Genomic DNA, 21,504 nt, shown 5'->3' with positions numbered 1-21,504 from the left:
TTTAGACATTTTTTCTTGAAAGCAAGCTGGAGTAAATTTAAACAAGCTTCTTTCAGGAAGTGATGAGTCATGTTTTTTCTAGTTCATTATATTTTAAATTTTTCAATACTAGTATGCAGTTCCTCTGCCAGTTGAGATAAAGATATAGCTCCGGCGCTTATCTCTTGAATGGTGGCAAGCTGTTGTTCTGTTGTGCTGGCTATCTCTTCTGAATAAGCAGCATTTTCATCTGCAATTACCAGCAATTTATTTGCAGTTGCTGAAACACCTTGTACTCCATTTGATATTTGATCCGATAATAATGCTACTTCTTCAATTTGCGGATACACTGTTTGTACATTTTGAATGATTGTAGTAAATGTCTGTGTTGTTTTATTGGAGGTTTGAATGCCTGCTTCTACATTTTCTGTTACTAACTTCATTCCTTTTGCTGCTGATTCTGTATCTTGTAGAATTCTTGCAATAATTTTGGTAATTTCTTTCGCAGATTCTTCAGATAGTTTCGCAAGTTTTCCAACTTCTGTAGCCACAACCGCAAATCCCTTTCCTGTTTCTCCAGCTCTTGCAGCTTCAATACCTGCATTTAGCGCTAATAGCTTTGTTTGCTTTGCAATATCGCTCATTACATCTATAATATTGTGAATCTCTTTTGATTGTTCTTGCAATGATTGAATTTGTTTATTGGAAGCTACAACAGATTGATGCATTTCATTCATTTGATCTACTGTTTCTTTAAGCGATTCTTCTCCTTCTTTCGCCTGTTTTGCTGTTAATGTAGTTAATTCAACAGCCATCATCGCATTTGTTGCCACTTGTTTTATATCTGTTGCTACCTGATCTAATGCTTCCGCATTTTTTGATAAATTTTCATTTTGCATTTCTGTTCGGCTTACAACTTCTTGCAGGGTGGTAGCTACATAATCAGATGTTGTAGCTGTTTGCCCAGAACTTTCCATAAATTGTTCGGATGCAGCCGCAATATGACCTGATTTTACATTTACTTCTTTAATAATTGTATGCAGAAACTCTGACATATCACGAAATGCTTTGGCTACTTCTCCGACCTCATCACGGCGCATTACCTCTATCTTTTCTGTTAAATCTCCACTGCTCACTTGCAATGCAGTTTTTTTCAATAAATTTAAAGGCTTCATAATAGACTGGATAATAAAATAAACCAAAAGACCGCCAACAAATAATGAACATGCAATAATAAAAATAGTTTGTGTTAATATTGGTGTCGTCATCCCCTCAATCTCTGCACGATCGACGACACTAGCAATCTTCCAGCCTGTTAAATGATTTGTTTTAAACTCCATGAACATCATCTTTCCATTTTCCTCATATTGTAAATTCCCTGCATCCTTTTGATAAACAGTTGGCAAATAAGAAGCTTTTTCTTGTGTTCCAATCTTATTTTTTGGATGAACAATATAATATTTTGATTCATCCAATATGACTGCATAGCCTTTTTTCCCAATATTGACATCAGAAGTCAAATTGCTTAATCCAGCTATGCTTACTTCCATCCCAACAACACCTGCATTATTATCTGTTTGCATTGCAATAGCAACTACGGGATTTCCAGTAAGCGCAGATATGTATGGTTTTGTAATAATAGGCATTCCTTTTTCATGAACAGCTTCTTTATACCATGTCTGCTTTTTTAAATTAAAGCCCTTCTCTAGGGTATATTGTGGATATTGAATCAGTGTTCCATCATTTGCACCAAAAAAGACATTTATTATTTCAGAATTAAATTGCATATAATCAGCAAATGTTTTTTTTATTGCTAGAATACTCTCTTCATTTTTGGGATTATATTTTACTATCTTAGCAAACACTACAGTTTCATAAACTCTTGGCTCTAAAGTATCTTTAATAATTGTATCTAATATTTGTACATTTTCTTTTGCAGTCTTCATAAATTGGCTGTTCATTTCTTTTTCTGCTTTCAAATAGGAAAAAACACCTAAAACCAAACTTGGAATAATTAAAATAAAGACAAATGAAAAAATCAGCTTCTTTTTCATATTAATATTAGGTCTTTTTATATATTTTTTCATATCTTCCCTCCTATCAAATTAGTTCCTTTTTCCTTTTATCTTACCATACATAAAAACGCTTTCAATTTGTTTTTATCAAATTAGCTGCTTTTTATTCCATTATTCATCTGCATTCACTAATAAATTACAAAAAAAGTTTATCTAATAAATAGATAAACTTTTTTCAGCGTTTTTCATACTATTTTAACTAAAACAAACATTGCCTATTTTATGCAATAACTGGTACAGAACTCAATTCAAAAGCATCATGCAGCGCTTCTACTGCCTGCACCATTTTCTCTTTCACAATAACAGTTGATACTTTAATTTCTGATGTGCTTACCATTTTAATGACAATATCTTCTGATGCCAATACTTTAAACATATCTGCTGCAACACCTGGATTGGAAATCATGCCAGAGCCAACAATGGAAACTTTAGCTAAGCCTTGTTCAGATGTTACTTTTTCATAAGACAATGCTGCTTTATTCTCTTCCAGCACTTTTACTGTTTCTTCTAAATCACTATCTTTAATAGAAAAAGATACATTCATTGTTTTTTGATCTGTTAAGCTTTGAATAATAATATCTACATTAATATGATGTGCAGCGAGTGTAGTAAAAATGGTAGCTAGACTTGTTAAAGGATCTTTTAATCCAAATACCGTCACACTAGTAATATTATCTTCAAAAGCTACTCCTCTAACGACTAAATTTTGTTCCATTGAAACTTCCTCCTCAATAATGGTTCCTTCTTCACGTTCCATACTTGATCGTACTACTAAGGGCACTTGGTAATTTTTCGCATATTCAACAGCACGAGGATGAAGTACGCCTGCCCCTAAATTTGCAAGCTCTAGCATTTCATCATAAGATACCGAAAATAGCTTTCTTGCATTTTTAATATAACGTGGATCTGTTGTAAAAACACCTGTAACATCTGTATAAATATCGCATTTATCTGCTTTAAGGGCTGCAGCTAATGCAACCGCAGTAGTATCCGAACCGCCCCGGCCAAGTGTTGTAATGGCACCGTCTTCTGTTGCGCCTTGAAATCCTGCAACAATGACTACCTTTCCCAACTTTAATTGTGCTTGAATTCTTTCTGCTTCTATATTTAAGATGCGGGCATTTCCATGAACCGCTTCTGTTTGAATTCCTGCTTGCCATCCAGTGAAAGATACAGCATCCACTTCTTTTGCATTTAGCGCCATTGCCAAAAGACTAATCGTTATTTGTTCACCTGTAGAAAGCAGTACATCCATTTCTCTTTTAGATGGACGTTCCGTTAATTCATCAGCAAGCTTTACTAAATCGTCTGTTGTTTTGCCCATTGCGGATACAACAACTACTACGTCATTTCCTCTTTGTTTCTCTTCTATAATCCGTTCAGCCACATTTTTTATTCTTTCTGCACTACCTACAGATGTACCGCCGAACTTTTGTACTACTAATCCCACTGCATTCCCTACTTTCCCTTTGTCTAATTAGAAGCCTTTTTACGTTTTGCTTTCATGAGCTTTTTTTATTATAAACAATCTTTTAGGCAATAAAAAAAGCAATGAGAAGGTCTCATTGCCGTGCAGAAAAATATCATCGTGTGCACAAACAGTGAGATAGCCCTCCAAAACAGTTTCTTGTTTTGACAGTCTTGCATTTATTTAATGCAAAACCAGCAAAGAAAATAATGAGTTTTTCTTTACTTCGGCGAACTGACCCTTTCATAATCCTTCGTTGAAGCTCATCCTTCTCCGGATTATTACTATTGAAGTTCGCACCTCTACCATCACTTATTAAGTATAAGTTGCCATCATTATAGCACACGTTTTTTTATCATACAATCATTTTTTACATTTCATTCATTTTCTTGTACATGTGTATCTGGAGAATTTTGTTCATTCAATTTCACTATCAGCTCTTCGGCAATATTTGCAGGTATCCCAATCGCACGAAATTCATCCATTTTTGCTTCTTTCATTTTTTTCACAGAGCCAAATGTTTTTAATAATAGTTTGCGCCGTTTTTCGCCAATTCCAGGAATTTCATCTAAAAGGGACTGAAACGCATTTTTCCCCCGAAGTTGGCGATGAAAAGTAATTGCGAAACGGTGCACTTCATCTTGAATTCTTTGCAGCAAATAAAATTCTTGGCTATTGCGCGCTAGTGGAATGATTTCCAATGGATTGCCGAATAAAAGCTGAGATGTTCGGTGTTTTTCATCTTTTACTAATCCGGCAACTGGTATATCCAGCCCAAGTTCATCTACTAGTATTTCTTTTACAGCTTCTAAATGACCTTTCCCGCCATCAATAATAATTAAATCTGGCAAAGGCAGACCTTCCTTTAATACCCTTTGATATCTTCTTCGCACCACTTCTCGCATAGAATTGTAATCATCTGGTCCTTCTACTGTTTTGATTTTATACTTTCGATATTCTTTTTTAGCTGGTTTTCCATCAATAAATACAATCATCGCAGATACTGGATTTGTTCCTTGAATATTGCTGTTGTCAAATGCTTCGATTCGATGTGGAGTATAAACCCCCATTTGCCCACCTAAATTTTCCACTGCTTTAATCGTCCGATCTTCATCACGATCAATTAAAGCAAATTTTTCGTTTAATGCATTTTTTGCATTTTTATTTGCCAAAAGAACGAGGTCCTTTTTCTGTCCTCTTTGGGGTTTTAATACTTTTACATCTAACAGCTCTTCTACCATTTCACCTTGAATGGAATCTGGCAATAAAATTTCTTTCGGTTTAAAATGATTTTCCTTTTCATAGAATTGTCCAAAAAAGGTCAGCATTTCTTCCTCCGGCTCTTGATACATTGGGAACATGCTGACATCCCTTTCAATCAGTTTGCCTTGTCTAATAAAAAACACTTGGACACACATCCAGCCTTTATCATAAGAATAGCCAAAAACATCTCGGTCTACTAAATCTGTCATCGTCATTTTTTGTTTTTCCATCGTTGCTTCAATATGGACAATCTGATCTCGATACTCTTTTGCTCGCTCAAAATCTAATTCTTCTGCTGCAGCTGTCATTTTCTCTGTCAGCTGTTTTTTAATTTCTTTATATCCGCCATTAAGAAAACTGGTAATTTCATCAACAATTTTTTTATACTCTTCTTGTCCAATATCTTTGACACATGGAGCCAAACATTGATCCAAATGGTAATATAAGCAGACCCTATCTGGCAATGTATTGCATTTGCGCAATGGATAAATTCGATCAAGTAATTTTTTTGTTTCATTGGCTGCTTGCACATTAGGATATGGACCAAAATATTTGCCTTTATCTTTTTTTACTTTTCTTGTTGTAATCAGCCTTGGATGCTTTTCTGCTGTTAACTTAATAAAAGGATAACTTTTATCATCTTTTAGCATAATATTATATTTTGGATCATGCTTTTTAATTAAATTAAGCTCCAATATCAAAGCCTCTATATTAGAAGAAGTAATAATATATTCAAAATCTTCTATCTCATTAACAAGCCTTAATGTTTTTCCATCGTGGGAACCTGTAAAATAAGATCGCACTCGGTTTTTTAATACTTTTGCTTTTCCTACATAAATAATAGTGCCCTGCCGATCTTTCATTAAATAACATCCAGGCTGATCAGGTAAGATCATCAGTTTATTTTTAATTGTTTTATTCATTGTCTTCCTCCCTGAATGCCAGTATATATAGAAGCATTAAAATTGGCTATAAGTATATTTCTATTCTTTCCTTTCTCCAAACAAAATAGGATGTTTTCCTTGTCACTTATTATGATAATGGCTTTCAAATGGTTTCAGCAAGAAAAAAGGGATACATGGAAAGGTAAAGGGAATAAAAGAATCTTTTGTAAGGTAACGCTACGTATAACAAAAAAAAGCGCAATATTTACCTGATAAGCAATTTTAAATAAAAGAAAACAAAAAAATAGTGAAGAACGAATTGTTCTTCACATTTTTTTTAAACATGTTTTCCTAATAATTCAGCAAGTGCTTCTTTCGGTTGGAATCCAACTACTTTATCTACTACTTCTCCATCTTTAAATACCAATAAAGTTGGAATGCTCATTACACCAAATTTTGATGCTGATCCTTGGTTTTCATCCACATCTACTTTCACGATTTTTGCTTTATCGCCCAATTCAGCGTCTAATTCTTCTAAAACTGGAGCAATCATTTTACAAGGTCCACACCATGGTGCCCAAAAATCTACAAGCACTACGCCTGAACCTGTTTCTGTTTCAAAAGTTTGATCTGTTGCATGTGTTATTGCCATTTAAAAAGCCTCCTCAAAATGTTAACTTATAATATCGAAAGTATACCATCGAATTGATTTTGATGCTAATAATTTGTTTCATCTCTAATTTCCCCGATAAACTCTTTATATATGCGAGGGATTCTACAACATAGAAACAACCAAAATCCCTTTATATTGTGACGATTTAATATTTCCACTATTCCTTATTAGAAGAATCCAGCTCTGTTATTAATGCTGGCAATACTTCGAATATATCTCCAACAACTCCATAATCTGCTTCATCAAATATTGGGGCATGAGAATCATTGTTAATGGCCACTATTGTTTTAGCTGAATTCATTCCGACAATATGCTGAATTGCCCCAGAAATGCCACAAGCAATATAGATATCAGGAGAAACTGTTTTTCCAGTTTGGCCAATGAGCAAAGAAATATCTGCCACTCCTAAATCAACAGCGCCTCTTGCCACTCCCACTGTTCCGCCAATTGAACTTGCTAACTGCTGCAATAAATGATATCCTTCTTCATTTTGGAGTCCTCTTCCTCCAGCCACAATAACTTTTGCATCTATTAAGTCTTTTTTGCTCTCTAAATCTTTTGTGATTTTCACTAATGGAAACACTGGTACCTTTTTATCTATTTTCGCTTCTTCTAGGGTTATTTTCTTTTGTGCTTTTTTCACTGGTAGTGTAAAAGCATTGGGTTTTATTGTCATAATAAAAGAAGACAACTCTATATTTATTATTTGATGAAGCTTTCCAGAAAAAATAGACATTCTTGCAGCAATCTGATTATTTTTTTTCTCCAACCCAATAATATTAGAAAATAAGGGACAGGAAAGCTTTTCACTTAAATAAGGTGCAACAGCTTTTCCTGTTTCTGTATTGCCCAAAAGTATTTTTGTTGGTTTTTCCTTCTCTATTATAGTTTGCAAGCTTACATTATAGATTTCTACTATCCTTTCCTTTTCTTCAAGTAATGTCCATACTATTTTGGCTGCTGAATAAGAAGATATTTCCTGGCAAATAATTTCGGATGGTTTTTCTCCACAAAAAATCACCATAATCTCTCCATTTTCTGCTAATTGTTCGGCAACTGCTAAACATTCTAATGTGATGGGACGGAGGTTCCCAGCCTGTATTTCCCCAATAATCGCTATTTTCTCTGCCACTCTTTTTTCCTCCTTTCGAAAAATATTTTCACCATAATTTTTTTAAAATGCTGGCAATTTTAGCTGCCTGTGTTTTGCTATCACCTAAAAGCATTTGGTTTTTTCTATTTTTTATTGGGACTTCATATTGAACAAAGGAGGATGGTTTTAGATTCAACTGTGGCTCTATGGTTTCTAGGGGTTTTCTTTTTGCTCTCATAATACCTGCAACACTTGGCAATCTTGGGGAGTTAAAACCTTGAGGCACTGTGACTAAAAGAGGGAATGCACCTCTATAGGTCTCTAGTGTATTTCCTGCTTTTCTTCTAATCACTGCTTGGTCCTTTTCCACATCTATTGCGAAAATATTTGTTATATAAGGAATGTTTAATCTAGCAGCAACTCTTGGTCCCACTTGGCCGCTTCCTCCATCTAATGCAAATGCCCCTGCGATAATTAAATCAAAAGGAATAGTTTGAATAAAAAAAGCGATTGATTGAGCGATCTGCCATCCCTCTGTTTTCAAATCATTCATTAATAGATGTATACCTTTATCAGCACCCATTGCTAAAGCAAGACGAAGCTGTTTTTCTGCCTGATTTTGACCTGCACATACTACAATAACATTGCCGCCATGCTTTTCTTTTAAGCAAATAGCTGCTTCTAATGCTATTTCATCTAATGGATTAATGATAAAAGATGCGTCAGAATAATCTATCTCTCCATCTTTTAATCTCATTTGCTGATTAGAATCAATTGCTCTTGACAGCAATACGATAATATTCAAAAAGAAGCCCTCCTCCTGATTTATTTTTTATCTGTATTTCCTTCTTCTTTTAATTCTCGCCGCAACACTTTTCCTATAGCTGTTTTCGGCAATTCTGTGCGAAATTCGTACACTCTTGGCACTTTAAAAGAAGCAATTTTTTGCCGCATAAATTGGTTTAATTCCTTCTCTGTAACCGTTGATCCTTTTTTCAAGACAATAACCGCTTTAACCGTTTCCCCCCGGTAGTCATCCTTAATGCCTACAACAGCCGCTTCTTCTATTTCTGGATGTTCATATAATACCTCTTCTACTTCACGAGGATAAATATTAAATCCGCCAGCAATAATCGTATCTTTTTTACGATCCACAATATAAAAATAGCCTTTTTCATCCATATAGCATAAATCTCCTGTCAACAGCCAGCCATCCTTTAAGACATTTGCAGTTTCTTTTGGGTTATTCCAATATCCTTTCATTACTTGCGGCCCCTTAATGCCTAATTCTCCAATTTCACCTGGAGGCAATTTCTCGCCAGTTTCCTCTGAAAAAACAGCTGCATCTGTACCTGGCCATGGCACTCCAATGCTTCCTTTTACAATTTTATGGTCCCATAAGAAATTTACATGAGTAACAGGAGACGTTTCTGTTAAACCATATCCTTCTACCAACTTCCCTCCTGTTTTTTCTTGAAATCTTTCAATAATTTCAACTGGAAGTGGAGCCGATCCACTGATTGCTCCTTTAATAGAGGAAAGATTATATTTAGCAATAGCTGGGTGATTTAACAGACCAATATAAATAGTCGGTGCCCCTGGAAATACAGTTGGCTTTTGTTTATGAATAGTCTTTAGCGTTGTCTCTGGATCAAATTTAGGCAATAAAATCATTTTATAAATTTCCATTACGGAAAGAACCATCACTGTCATCATGCCGTATACATGAAATAACGGCATTAAACCAAGTATTTTTTCTTCTCCTTTTTTCATTTGATAAAGCCACTGTCTGCACATAGAAGTATTGGCAATTAAGTTTTGATGGGTAAGCATCACTCCTTTTGGGAATCCTGTGGTGCCACCGGTGTATTGGATAATGGCAATGTCTTCTTCAAAATCAACAGGGTGTTCTATTATTTCGGCGACTTGTGTTTTTAAAATATTTTGTAGAAAATGTGTATATTGATTTTCTTTAATAGCAGGAAGTTTACCCTGTTGTTTTTTTTGCACGATAGGATAAAGAAGATTTTTGGGGAATGGAAGAAAATCTTTTATACCAGTGAAAATAACCGTTTCTAACGGTGTGCCTACTTTTGCTGACTGGACATTTTTGTATAATAAATCCAATGCAATGATCATTTTTGCTCCTGAGTCTTGCAGTATAAAATGCAATTCTCTTTCTTTGTACAAAGGATTTGTCGGCACTACAATTCCCCCTGCCAATAATATGGCATAAAAGCTGATTACTGTTTGAGGACTGTTTGGCAGCATAACTGCGACTCTATCGCCTTTTTTTAATCCTTTTTGCTGCAAAAAAGCAGCAAGTTTCTGTGCTTTTTTATATAATTTCTTAAACGTCATCTCTCCGCCCATAAAATGTATCGCTTTATGTTTTGGGTATTCTTTCGCAGCGTTTTTTAATAATTGCTGAAGCGTCTCCGCTCGGTAATAAACATTTTTTGCAATAGGTTTTGGATAAAGCTTTAACCATATCTTTTCCTCATGCACGACTGTTTCCTCCTTATAATAGTCAGCTTGTCTGTTGTACTAGCATATTATTATATGGAGCTTTGCGCATATCAGCGCTTTAAAATAAGCCTAAATTCTTTTTTCCTAAAAAAAGGGCTGTACGGAAGGAGATAAAAATCTAAAAAAAGAGCCTTTCACTGCAAGTTGTACAGATGAAAGACCCTTTTTTAGTTATCATGATATTCCAGAACCTATAACATAAGATAAACCGATTGAGATAATCATGGAGATTAGTCCAACAGCTCTATTGTCATTTTTTATTTCTTCATCTATTTTAAACTTTGGTGTTAAAAATTCAAAAATAAAATAACCAACCAACAATAAGAAGAAGCCATACATGCCCCATATAATCATGTTTAAAAGTGAATCGTTTTGCATAATAGAATGTCTAAATATATTCGCAATCCCATATATTTTCCCACCTGTTGCCATCGCAACTGCAACATTTCCTCTTTTTATCTCTTCCCAGTTATTGTATTTTGTCACCAATTCAAAAATAGCCAAAAAAACAACAATACTTAAAATAACAACACTGTAATCACCCGCGGTTTTTATATATTCATTATTCCAAAACTGATTCATTTAGAATCTCCTTATCTTTTGTTCAAAATCCTTTTTCACTTATCATTGGTTTTGTTGACTAATTTAGTTTATTCATTTGATAATCCATTTTTGCGAAAGCTCAAATATGGAAAGCAACCACACTAATCAACCAAGCTTATTTATCCCATATTAAAGGGCAGTAAGACCCCACCTAGATTAGGAGAGATGAGATCAAGAGAAAAGAAAACTTTCCTGTAAAAGCCCGATAAAAAAGAACACAGACTATAGTAGCAATATCTGTGTGACCTATATTCTAAAAGTCTCATCTAACAATCAGTAGGAGATGGCCCTCCCACTGATTAAAGTTTCTCTTTATTTAAATTCAACGACTGTAACACCACTTCCGCCTTCCCCTGCTTCGCCAAAACGAATGCTTTTTACTGCACGGTGATTTTTTAAATATTCTTGAACACCTGTTCGTAATGCACCCGTTCCTTTACCATGGATAATGGATACACGAGGATAGCCTGCAAGCAAACTATCATCCACATATTTTTCCACTCTGGCAATCGCATTTTCAAATCGCTCTCCACGCAAATCAAGCTCTAGGCTTACATGATAATCTTTTCCTTTAATAGTAGCAAGAGGTTTTGTTTCGACTACTTTTGCTGCTTTTACAAACTCTAAATCCTTCTCTTTTACTTTCATTTTCATAATGCCGATTTGTACTTGCCATTCTTTATCAGAAATCTTTTCTAGCAGTTGGCCTTTTTGTCCGAATGTAAGAACTTTTACTTCATCCCCTGAATGGAAAACATGATGCGTTTTTGCTGTTGTTTCTTTCCTTTTTACAGGAATATCTGGTGTCGCATCATTCAGTCGTTTACGTGCATCAATCAATTCATGCTCTTTAATTTCGGCACGCTTTTCTAACTGCATTTTCCGTAAATCTGCAATAACAGTTTCTGCTTCTTTTTTTGCATTTTCTAGAATTTCAGCCGCTTCTTTTTTCGCCTTCTCCTCAAGTGATTCTTTCTTTTCATAATACTCCATCACTTGCTTTTGCAGGTCACGATGAAGCATATCTGCTTGCTTTAATAAATCTTGTGCTTCTTTGTATTCTTCTTCTGCACTTTTTCTGCTGCTTTCTAGTGAGGCAATCATATTTTCAATTTTATTGCTTTCATCACTTACATGAGATCTTGCCGTTTCAATAACGTGCTCACTTAATCCTAATCGTTTGCTGATTTCAAAGGCGTTACTTCTGCCCGGAACGCCAATTAATAATTTATAAGTTGGACTTAATGTTTCAATATCAAACTCTACGCTCGCATTCATAACGCCTTCCCGGTTGTAGCCATATGCTTTTAATTCGGGGTAATGGGTAGTCGCAATAACGCGTGCTCCGCGCTTGTTTACTTCATCTAAGATAGAAATAGCGAGTGCTGCCCCTTCTTGTGGGTCTGTTCCTGCCCCAAGTTCGTCAAATAAAACTAAGCTACTATCATCAACTTCTTCTAAGATTTTTACGATATTTACCATATGAGAAGAAAAAGTACTTAACGATTGTTCAATGGACTGCTCATCACCAATATCAGCGAAAACTGCATGAAATACACTCATTTCAGAACCGTCAAGCGCTGGTATTTGCAGACCTGCTTGTGCCATTAATGTGCATAATCCAACTGTTTTTAATGTAACAGTTTTCCCACCAGTATTTGGCCCTGTAATAACAATCGTTGAATACGTATCCCCTAGTGCAACATCATTTGCAACTACTTGATCTGCTTCAATTAATGGATGTCTCGCTTTAAAAAGGGTAATTTTCCCCGTATTATTAATAGCTGGCTTCGTTCCTTTTATGCGGTGTCCATATTTCGCTTTTGTGAACATAAAATCAATCTCTGCAAGTACTGCAACAATTTCTAATAACTCTTCGGCATATCCAGAAACAAGGGCTGTTAATTGTGTTAATATCCGATCAATTTCCTGCTGTTCCTTTACTCGTATTGCTTGAAGTTCATTATTTAAAGTAACGACAGCTTGCGGTTCAATAAACAACGTTTGTCCAGATGCACTTTGATCATGAATAATTCCGCCATAATTCCCTTTATACTCTTGTTTAACTGGAATAACAAAACGATCATTTCGAATCGTAATAATTGTATCAGAAAGCATTTTTGTTGCATTGGATGACCGAATCATGCTTTCTAATTTTTCTCTTACTCTCGATTCATTTCGGCGCAGTTGATGACGAAGAGTACGGAGTGTTTCACTTGCACTATCCAACACAAAACCTTGTTCATCTATCGCCATTTTAATTTCTTCTTCGACTTCTGCAAGCACCGTCATTCTTTCCGTTAATTCTGATAAAATGGGTGCTTCTTCCTCTTCATGAAATTCATCAATAAACCGCTTCATTTGTCTGCTTGCATGTACCGTGCTTGCAATTTGATTCAATTCAACAGGACTTAACATGCCGCCAATCGTAGATCTTTTGACATGAGGGCGAATATCATGGATGCCGCCGAGCGGAATATTTCCTCTCATTCGAAAAACTTTTGCCGCTTCATCTGTTTCTTCCTGCAACCTCACTACTTCCTCATAATTAGTGGAAGGAACTAGTTCTTCTGCTTTCCATTTCCCTAAAGAAGAAGAAGCATACGCTACTAATTGACTTTTAATTTTATCAAATTCTAATGTCTTTAAAACTCTTTCTTGCATGGAGCTTTCTCCTTTGCTACTTTTCTCTTTTACCTATTATATCGTATTTTCATTTTCTTTTTCTTTGCAATAATGTCAAGAACTCTTCTTTTTCCAGCGCATTTGCTACCGTCTGCTTTTTTATCCAACCTTTTTTTGCAGTACCTACACCAATTGCCATATATTCTAGACCTTTTGTATGGTGTGCGTCTGTATTGATGATAATAGTGACTCCTTGTTCTTGGGCCATCTTAATATATTCGGCATTTAAATCTAAGCGATGAGGGTTGCTGTTTAATTCTAGCATCGTATTCGTTTCTTTTGCTGCCGCAATTAGACGCTCCATATCTACTTCATATCCTTTTCGAGCTCCAATCTTTCGCCCCGTTGGATGTGCAATAATATGAACATATTTATTATTCATCGCTTGCTCTAATCTTTCCATTATTTTTTCTTTTGGCTGCGAAAAAGCAGAATGAACCGAAGCAATTACCAAGTCTAATTCACTCAGTAAACTATCCTCATAATCTAATGAGCCATCTGGCAGAATATCCATTTCCACTCCTGCTAATATGGTAATATCATCATATTTTTCATTTAATCGTCTGATTTCCTGAATTTGTTGTTTTAATCGCTCTGGTGATAATCCATTTGCTACTTTTAAATAATGGGAATGGTCTGTAATTGCCATATATTGATAGCCCCGTGCTCTATTTGCTTCCACCATTTCTTCTAAAGAAAAGGCTCCATCACTCCATGTGGAATGCATATGCAGATCTCCTTTTATATCTTCAATGGAGATTACATCAGAATCTTCTTTATATAATTCTACTTCTTTGCCATCTTCTCGCATTTCAGGAGGGATATATGGAAGATTAAAATAATGATAAAATTCTTCTTCTGTGGCAAATGTTTTTATTTCTCCAGTCTCTACATTCTCCACTCCGTATTCACTAATCTTTTCTCCCCGCTCTTTTGCAAGTTGACGCATTCTAACATTATGTTCTTTAGATCCTGTAAAATGATGAAGAGTCGTCGCAAATTCCGCTTCTGCTACTAGACGAAAATCAACAGAAACATCGTATTCCAACTCTAGTATAATGCTTACTTTTGTATTTCCTGCTCCTATTATTTCTTTAATGTCCACGAAATTTGTTAACTTCTCTTTAACAGCTTGGATATCCTCTGTTGCAATAATAAAATCTAAATCTTTGATTGTTTCTCGCATTCTTCTTAAACTGCCCGCACGAGAAAACTGACTAATTTCTTCTATTTGAAGGAGCTGTTCTTCAATCTTATTGGCTACAGAAAGCATATAAGCCATTGGCAACCTTTCTGGTCTTGTGCCAACATTCTTTAATGCTTCCAATATTTTTTCTTCGGTTTTTTTCCCAAATCCACTAAGTTCCTGTACTTTTTTCTGCAGGCAAGCAGATTCCAGTTCTTCGGCATTCGTAATCGAAAGCTCTTTATAAAGCTTTGCTATCTTCTTCCCGCCAAGTCCTGGAAGCTGCAATAAAGGAATAAGCCCTTTTGGCACTTCTTCCTTTAATTCATCTAAAACGGTTGAAATTCCAGTATTTACGTATTCCTCGATCACTGCAGCTGTCCCTTTTCCTATTCCAGAAAGAGCCGTATAATCGGTTATTTCCTCTATACTTCTTTCTTCATTTTCAAGACTTGCCGCCGCTTTGCGAAATGCGCTAATTTTAAAAGGATTTTCCCCTTTTAATTCCATATATATAGCAATCTGTTCTAATAATTGAACAACCTCTTTTTTGGTTATTGGCATATTTATCACTCATTTCTATTTATCACATTGCTTAGACTTTTGATTGTAAAGGAAATCTACTTTCTTACTATCATACCATGTTCTATTTATTTTCAATAACAGTCAGTCCTTATGCTATTTCCCTCTAATTTAATGGCTCCGCTTTTTATCTTAACAAAGCTTCTTAAAAAGGGAAACTTCTATCCCAAAAAGGCTGCTGATCTTGCTCGATAAATGGAGAAATATAAAAACTCTCCTAGCATATATTTTTGCCAGAAGAGTTGAAAATAAGATGGACAGACAGGTGAATGAAAAAACCTCTCCGCTATTAGCTATTCACATAATCAAACCATAATGCTTTTATTTTCTCCGAGAAATAAGGCGTATTTTCAATAATTCCTGCTGCTAAACTAGAGTTCGTTACATGATTTTGAATCATTTCAATTGGCACAAGTGCAGAAATATATAATAATATAAAGATAAGAAGATATACTTCAACAAAACCTAGAATTGCCCCTGCCCATGTGTTAAGCTGACTCAAAATTGGCAGGCTCGCCACAAAATCCAACATACTTCCTATGATTTGCCAAACAATTTTCACCGCGAAAAAAATAAGCACAAAAGCAATGGCCCGATAAAATACTTCTTCTAAATCAGCATTGCTAAATAAGGTTTTGATCGTACTGCTCTCCCCTAAATTTGGATATGGTATCCAAAGGGCTAATTTAGATGAGAATGGTATGTAATACTTATTTGCAACAATAAAAGCGATAATAAACCCTGTTAGATGTACTATTTGCAGGATAAACCCTCTTTTTAGCCCCCTTAAAACGCCAAATATTAATAATACAATAATAATAAAATTTAACATGACTTGTTCAGTCCTTTTCTCGTTTTAGTTCCTCTTCTAGCTGCTCCACTCGATTCAATAATTTAACATGATCATTTACTATATTAACAGCAGTCAGCACTGCTAGTTTATTTAAATCAAGAGAAGGATTCTTTGCATATATTTCCCGCATTTTTCTATCTACTATAGAGGCAACCATCCGTACGTGACTTGACGATTCTTCACCTATAATTGTGTATGGGGTATCATAAATCTCAATCTTTGTACGGTTTTTTGGTGTATCTGCCACGTTTTTGCCTCCAATCATAAGAATCCTAATGTATATCATACCATGAACTCTTTAGGAGTGGGAAGTCATATAACTGCAAATTCGAGCATACCTGGTATATATTTCCTTCCCAAAGGACAAGCTATATTAACCCTTATTTTTTTAGCTGTTTATTTGGCGGTTCCTATCCATTCATTCGCGTCCTCCTTCTTTTATTCGCCATCATGCCCCTAAAGTATTTTTTCAGCAATTAAAATCAAATGCAAAAAAGGATTGCTCTCTTTTCAAGGCAATCCTTTTTTGCTATTCGCATCAACTGCATATTCTTCTACTTTTTATCCTCTTAGTACAGCTCCTGCTTTTTCTTTTACTGCTGCAAGAACCTTGTCATGTGCTTTTGTAATCATTTCATCTGTTAATGTTTGTTCTGGATCAAAATATTTTAAAGAATAGGCAATTGATTTTTTGCCTTCTTCCATTCTTTCGCCTTCATATAAGTCAAATACTTGCACTTCTTTTAGAAGATTGCCTCCAGCTTCAACAATAATAGTTTGAATGTCACCTGCTAATATCCCGCTATCAACAACTAAAGCGATATCTCTTGTTACAGATGGGAAACGAGGAATGCTTGTATAATGCAAATCTGCAACTTTTTGTGCCAACAATTTGCTTAAATTTAATTCAAAGCAATAAGTTTCTTTTAAATCAAGTTCATTTTGAATTTGTGGATGCACTTGGCCAACAAATCCAATCACTTCTCCACCTAGAAGAACTTTTGCTGTTCTGCCTGGATGCATGCCTTCTAATTCTCCTCTTTCAAAAGAAATGGAATTAGAAACGCCTAATTTTTCAAATAAGCCTTCTAGCACTCCTTTTATAACAAAGAAATCAACAGTCTTCTTTTCTCCTTGCCATAGGTTTGCACTCCAAAGACCAGTGATAGCACCTGCTACATGTTCTCTTTCTTCTGGAAGCTCCTGTTCTGCTCCTTCATTTGCTAAGAAAACAACACCTGTTTCATACACAGCAAGATTTTCATTTTGACGAGCGCTGTTATGCTTCACTACTTCTAATAATTGTGGAATAATACTTTGGCGAAGAAGGCTGCGCTCTTCACTCATCGGCATACTTAAACGAACTGGTTGACGCTTATCTAAAGCAAATTGCTGTACCTTTTTTTCACTTGTTAATGCATACGTAATTGCTTGGTATAAACCAGCACCTTCTAAAAACTTGCGTACAGTACGACGTTTTTTCTGATACTCTGTTAATGCTCCAGGAATAGCTTCTCCCACCGGCAAAGTGGTTGGAATATTATCATATCCATAAAGTCGTGCTACTTCCTCTGTTAAATCTTCTTCAATCGTAATATCATTTCTTCTTGTTGGAACAATAACAGTAAAGATATTATTTTCCACAGTCGTTTCAAATTGAAGACGGGTAAAAATAGCTGTCACTTCATTTACAGCAAGAGATGTTCCGAGCACCTTATTAATTTTTTCTAATGAGATAGCAACTGCTTTCGGTTCTGCTGTTAATGTATCAACAGCCGCCTCGCCTTCTAATACTTCTCCACCTGCATACAAATGAAGTAATTGTGCTGCCCTTTCAGCTGCCGCGCGTACACGATTTGGATCAATTCCTTTTTCATAACGAGCACTCGCTTCACTTCTTAAGTTAAGCACTTTAGAAGACTTTCTAATAACGCCGCTGTTAAAATAAGCCGCTTCTAAAAGAACAGTTGTGGTATCAGCCTGCACTTCTGAGTTAGCTCCGCCCATAACACCTGCAACCGCTATACCAGTTTCACCATTCGTAATTAGAAGATTATCTTGTGATAAAACACGTTTTGCTTCATCTAATGTAACTATTTCTTCATTTTCGGCTGCTCTTCTAACATATATTTCTTTTGAACCTAATCGATCATAATCAAATGCATGCAGAGGCTGACCGTATTCTAATAAAATATAGTTTGTAATATCAACTACATTGTTATGTGGACGGATGCCTGCTGCCATTAATCTTCCTTGCATCCATAATGGAGAAGGCGCAATTTTTACATTTTTAATGATTTTTGCTGTATATAATGGCACATCTTCTTTATTTTCTACTTTTACTTGTACATAATCAGATGCTTTTTCTTGAACTTGAGGATATTCTACATTTGGGAAAGTTACTTCTTTTCCTAAAACTGCTGCTACTTCGTATGCTACACCTAACATATTTAAACAATCTGCACGGTTTGGCGTTAATCCCAACTCAAGCACTGCATCATCACGCTGTAAATACTCCATCGCATTGCGGCCCACTTCAACATCGCTTGGGAAAACAAAAATTCCCTCTGAATAGTCTTTTGCCACTAATTTGCTTTCAATGCCTAATTCCTGCAGAGAACAAATCATGCCATTTGATTCTTCGCCGCGAAGTTTTGCTTTTTTTATTTTAAAGTTTCCTGGAAGCACTGCACCAACTTTAGCAACCGCTACTTTTTGGCCTTTATCCACATTCGGTGCGCCACAAATAATTTGAATTGGATCTCCTTCGCCAACATCCACTAAACATTTATTTAATTTATCTGCATTTGGATGCTGTTCTCTTTCCACTACATATCCAATAACAACATTTTTTATGCCCTCATTTAATACTTCGACACCTTCTACTTCAATTCCGCTTTTTGTGATTTTATCCGCAAGCTCTATTGGACTAATATCACTTAAATCTACATACTCTTTTAACCATTTATAGGATACAAGCATTATTATTCTCCCTCCACCTTAATATTCCGGTACTGAAAACTGCTTTAAGAAACGAATATCATTTGTATAGAAATGGCGAATATCATCCACTCCGTATTTTAGCATTGCAATACGCTCTGCACCGATTCCAAAAGCAAATCCGGAATATTTTTTCGAATCATAACCAGCCATCTCAAGTACGTTAGGATGAACCATTCCAGCACCTAATACTTCAATCCAGCCAGTTCCTTTACATACATTACAGCCGCTTCCTTTACAAATCATACAAGAAATATCCACTTCTACAGAAGGTTCTGTAAACGGGAAGAAGCTTGGACGTAAACGAATTTCACGATCTTCGCCGAACATTTTTTTCGCAAATACTTCCAATGTTCCTTTTAAATCGCTCATGCTGATATTTTCGTCAACAACTAATCCTTCTATTTGCATAAATTGATGAGAATGTGTTGCATCATCATTATCGCGACGATATACTTTACCAGGGCAAATGATGCGCACAGGACCTTTCCCCTTATATTTTTCCATCGTCCGCGCCTGTACAGGAGACGTATGGGTTCTTAAAAGCAACTCTTCTGTAATATAAAAAGAATCCTGCATATCGCGAGCCGGATGATTTTTCGGCAAATTTAACGCTTCAAAATTATAGTAATCGACTTCTACTTCTGGACCTTCTTCTACTGTATAACCCATTCCAATAAATAAATCCTCTATTTCTTCCACGACTCTAGTTAATGAATGATGATTTCCAACTGAAACAGGACGGCCTGGCAGCGTAATATCGATTGTTTCTGCTGCAATTTTCTTTTGCACTTCTGCTTCTTCCAACGTTGTTTGTTTTTGTTCAATTTGGGCTGTAATTTCATCACGAATCACATTTACTAACGCACCCATTTTTGGACGTTCTTCTGCAGAAAGTTTTCCCATCCCTTTTAAAACTTCTGTAATAGGACCCTTTTTTCCTAAATAAGCTATGCGAATATCATTTAATTGTTTGACATTTTCAGCATCCGCTATTTTTTGTGCGGCTTCTGACTGAAGTTCTTTTAACTTTGCTTCCACATTCATTTCCTCCTTCACCTTTTGCATGAAATTTAAAATAAAAGACATCTTTTCGGCATAAAAAAACCTCCTCCCAAATAAGGGACGAGGTTTTGGATTCGCGGTACCACCCTAATTAACTTTAATAAAAATCTAAAGTTCGCTTCATTTAGATAACGGCACATTATACCGGCACATCTTTACATTTCAACATAGAGCTTGAAATGGTCCCGATGCCAACTCAGGAGGTGAACTTCACTTATTTTTTGATAAAAATGCTTACAGTCTAAAGGCATTTTCTCCCTATAATCAAAACAATAAATTACTTTTCTCCGTCTTTGTTTTTAATCATGCAATTTGCAATTTATTATAGTATATTTCTGAAATATTTTCAAATGCCTAACAGAAAATTCTCCATCATCCAGATTACTTTAAATGATACATCAGGATTCCTGCTGCAACTGCTACATTTAGGGATTCACTTTTACCAAATATCGGGATATAAAGATTGGTATCCGTTTCAACTAATACTTCTTTTCTTACACCTCTTCCTTCATTCCCAACAATTAAACAAAACCCGTTATTAGCAGGCTGAATTTCTCGATAATCTTTGCCATTTTCCAAAGACGTGCCATATACGGGAATTCCTTTTTCTTTTATCTCTTTCATAAAGGAAAGGAGATCAACTTTTAGTATCGGCAAATGAAAATGACTGCCTTGTGCAGAACGAACTACTTTTGGATTGTAAATATCTACTGTGCCATCGCCAATGATAACAGCATCTACACCGCAAGCGTCAGCTGTTCGAATGATGGTTCCTAAATTCCCTGGATCTTGCACTTGATCCATTACCATAAATGTTTTTCCATAATGAAGTACTTCATTATGATTTAGTTGCTTACAGAGTGCAACAATCCCCTGTGGTGTTTCTGTATCTGTCAATTGTTCAATAATTTCTTTTGTCACTGTAGTCACAGGAGTATCTCCATAATCCCATGCTGGCAATTCCGTTTCTTCTGAAATAATAAGGTCAATAATAGCTTCAGCCTTAAAAGCTTCTTCTACCAAATGAAATCCTTCCACAAGAAATGTGCCTGTTTTTTCTCTTTCTTTTTTGGTTAAACGTTTTTTCCACTCTTTTACTTGGGGATTTTTTGCGGAATGTATATATTTCACTTTTTTCTCCTCAACTTTCTTCCTTTTACTGCGGGTAATTTTTACACTAATAATCATTATAGCTTAAGACAAATACATAATAAACGACAATGGAGAAATGCTATAATAGGATGCTTTTTATAAACATCTTAAAAAAAGGTGAAAGGAAGTATGAATAAATGAATTTAAATTTACGTAATGCGATTATTCATAATGTCTCTGGAAATTCACAAGATGAATTAAAAGATACAATCGTAGATGCCATCCAAAATGGGGAAGAAAAAATGCTTCCAGGGTTGGGTGTGCTTTTTGAAATTATTTGGCAAAATTCATCAGAAGTAGATAAAACAGAAATGCTGCAAACACTTGAAAATGGATTAAAGTAATTTACTAAATAGAAACTTCTGTCTGACTAGTAAACATACTCCTTAAATCCATAAGGGAAGAATAGTTTTT

16 protein-coding genes, 1 riboswitch and 1 other annotated feature are annotated in these 21,504 nt (G+C 35.4%); of the genes, 1 reads left to right on the top strand and 15 read right to left on the bottom strand.

All coding sequences use genetic code 11. The features are described from left to right. Positions 1 to 86: 86 nt before the first annotated feature. From CWS01_RS03965 to CWS01_RS03895, 15 genes are all read right to left on the bottom strand, one after another. A complete protein-coding gene (locus tag CWS01_RS03965; protein WP_101175750.1) occupies positions 87 to 2,066 on the bottom strand; it encodes a methyl-accepting chemotaxis protein in 1,980 nt (659 codons plus the stop codon). A gap of 208 nt (positions 2,067 to 2,274) precedes the next feature. Beyond that, positions 2,275 to 3,504: an aspartate kinase gene (locus tag CWS01_RS03960; protein ID WP_101175749.1), complete on the bottom strand. Its 1,230-nt coding sequence runs from the start codon at positions 3,502 to 3,504 to the stop codon at positions 2,275 to 2,277. A 149-nt stretch (positions 3,505 to 3,653) separates the two neighbouring features. After that, positions 3,654 to 3,835: riboswitch (Lysine riboswitch) on the bottom strand. A gap of 64 nt (positions 3,836 to 3,899) precedes the next feature. Continuing rightward, complete coding sequence (gene uvrC, locus CWS01_RS03955; protein WP_101175748.1) at positions 3,900 to 5,708, bottom strand: excinuclease ABC subunit UvrC; 1,809 nt, start codon at positions 5,706 to 5,708, stop codon at positions 3,900 to 3,902. Positions 5,709 to 6,006: 298 nt separating this feature from the next. Beyond that, positions 6,007 to 6,321, bottom strand: coding sequence for a thioredoxin (gene trxA, locus CWS01_RS03950; protein WP_101175747.1), 315 nt, complete (start codon positions 6,319 to 6,321; stop codon positions 6,007 to 6,009). 178 nt (positions 6,322 to 6,499) lie between these two features. Continuing rightward, positions 6,500 to 7,474: an electron transfer flavoprotein subunit alpha/FixB family protein gene (locus tag CWS01_RS03945; protein WP_101175746.1), complete on the bottom strand. Its 975-nt coding sequence runs from the start codon at positions 7,472 to 7,474 to the stop codon at positions 6,500 to 6,502. Positions 7,475 to 7,502: 28 nt separating this feature from the next. Further along, entirely contained in the window at positions 7,503 to 8,240 is a 738-nt protein-coding gene (locus CWS01_RS03940; protein ID WP_101175745.1) for an electron transfer flavoprotein subunit beta/FixA family protein, read from the bottom strand. A gap of 20 nt (positions 8,241 to 8,260) precedes the next feature. Next, the gene (locus CWS01_RS03935) at positions 8,261 to 9,943 is read right to left on the bottom strand and encodes a long-chain-fatty-acid--CoA ligase (RefSeq protein ID WP_101175744.1); all 1,683 of its coding nucleotides are present in this window, start codon (positions 9,941 to 9,943) and stop codon (positions 8,261 to 8,263) included. Between the two features lie 195 nt (positions 9,944 to 10,138). Then, the gene (locus CWS01_RS03930) at positions 10,139 to 10,546 is read right to left on the bottom strand and encodes a DUF350 domain-containing protein (protein ID WP_101175743.1); all 408 of its coding nucleotides are present in this window, start codon (positions 10,544 to 10,546) and stop codon (positions 10,139 to 10,141) included. Positions 10,547 to 10,879: 333 nt separating this feature from the next. Further along, positions 10,880 to 13,231 (bottom strand): endonuclease MutS2, encoded by a 2,352-nt coding sequence (locus tag CWS01_RS03925; protein WP_101175742.1) that lies wholly within the window; start codon positions 13,229 to 13,231, stop codon positions 10,880 to 10,882. Positions 13,232 to 13,280: 49 nt separating this feature from the next. Then, positions 13,281 to 15,002, bottom strand: a complete 1,722-nt coding sequence (gene polX, locus CWS01_RS03920) for a DNA polymerase/3'-5' exonuclease PolX (protein ID WP_101175741.1) — start codon at positions 15,000 to 15,002, stop codon at positions 13,281 to 13,283. Between the two features lie 307 nt (positions 15,003 to 15,309). Further along, positions 15,310 to 15,852: a CvpA family protein gene (locus CWS01_RS03915; RefSeq protein WP_101175740.1), complete on the bottom strand. Its 543-nt coding sequence runs from the start codon at positions 15,850 to 15,852 to the stop codon at positions 15,310 to 15,312. Between the two features lie 7 nt (positions 15,853 to 15,859). Continuing rightward, positions 15,860 to 16,120: a cell division protein ZapA gene (zapA, locus tag CWS01_RS03910; protein WP_101175739.1), complete on the bottom strand. Its 261-nt coding sequence runs from the start codon at positions 16,118 to 16,120 to the stop codon at positions 15,860 to 15,862. Positions 16,121 to 16,434: 314 nt separating this feature from the next. Further along, positions 16,435 to 18,855 (bottom strand): phenylalanine--tRNA ligase subunit beta, encoded by a 2,421-nt coding sequence (pheT, locus tag CWS01_RS03905; protein ID WP_101175738.1) that lies wholly within the window; start codon positions 18,853 to 18,855, stop codon positions 16,435 to 16,437. Between the two features lie 18 nt (positions 18,856 to 18,873). Next, positions 18,874 to 19,914 carry a phenylalanine--tRNA ligase subunit alpha gene (pheS, locus tag CWS01_RS03900; protein WP_101175787.1) on the bottom strand — a complete coding sequence of 347 codons (1,041 nt, stop codon included), beginning with the start codon at positions 19,912 to 19,914 and terminating at the stop codon, positions 18,874 to 18,876. Between the two features lie 77 nt (positions 19,915 to 19,991). Then, positions 19,992 to 20,241, bottom strand: a binding site (T-box leader). A gap of 78 nt (positions 20,242 to 20,319) precedes the next feature. Continuing rightward, a complete protein-coding gene (locus CWS01_RS03895) occupies positions 20,320 to 21,069 on the bottom strand; it encodes a TrmH family RNA methyltransferase (RefSeq protein ID WP_101175737.1) in 750 nt (249 codons plus the stop codon). Positions 21,070 to 21,227: 158 nt separating this feature from the next. Here CWS01_RS03895 and sspI point away from each other — a divergent pair, with 158 nt between their 5' ends. Further along, complete coding sequence (gene sspI, locus CWS01_RS03890) at positions 21,228 to 21,434, top strand: small acid-soluble spore protein SspI (RefSeq protein ID WP_101175736.1); 207 nt, start codon at positions 21,228 to 21,230, stop codon at positions 21,432 to 21,434. The last annotated feature ends 70 nt before the right edge of the window (positions 21,435 to 21,504 follow it).

It is taken from the genome of Niallia nealsonii (assembly GCF_002835805.1).
Lineage (GTDB): Bacteria > Bacillota > Bacilli > Bacillales > Cytobacillaceae > Niallia > Niallia nealsonii.
Note: the sequence above shows the minus strand (reverse complement) of the source record. Positions and strands in the feature narration are given on the sequence as shown.

Coding starts and splice junctions, on each gene's coding strand:
- CWS01_RS03965 (WP_101175750.1), bottom strand. CDS start 2,066: ATGAAAAAATATATAAAAAGACCTAATATTAATATGAAAAAGAAGCTG.
- uvrC (WP_101175748.1), bottom strand. CDS start 5,708: ATGAATAAAACAATTAAAAATAAACTGATGATCTTACCTGATCAGCCT.
- trxA (WP_101175747.1), bottom strand. CDS start 6,321: ATGGCAATAACACATGCAACAGATCAAACTTTTGAAACAGAAACAGGT.
- CWS01_RS03930 (WP_101175743.1), bottom strand. CDS start 10,546: ATGAATCAGTTTTGGAATAATGAATATATAAAAACCGCGGGTGATTAC.
- CWS01_RS03925 (WP_101175742.1), bottom strand. CDS start 13,231: ATGCAAGAAAGAGTTTTAAAGACATTAGAATTTGATAAAATTAAAAGT.
- polX (WP_101175741.1), bottom strand. CDS start 15,002: ATGCCAATAACCAAAAAAGAGGTTGTTCAATTATTAGAACAGATTGCT.
- CWS01_RS03915 (WP_101175740.1), bottom strand. CDS start 15,852: ATGTTAAATTTTATTATTATTGTATTATTAATATTTGGCGTTTTAAGG.
- pheT (WP_101175738.1), bottom strand. CDS start 18,855: ATGCTTGTATCCTATAAATGGTTAAAAGAGTATGTAGATTTAAGTGAT.
- sspI (WP_101175736.1), top strand. CDS start 21,228: ATGAATTTAAATTTACGTAATGCGATTATTCATAATGTCTCTGGAAAT.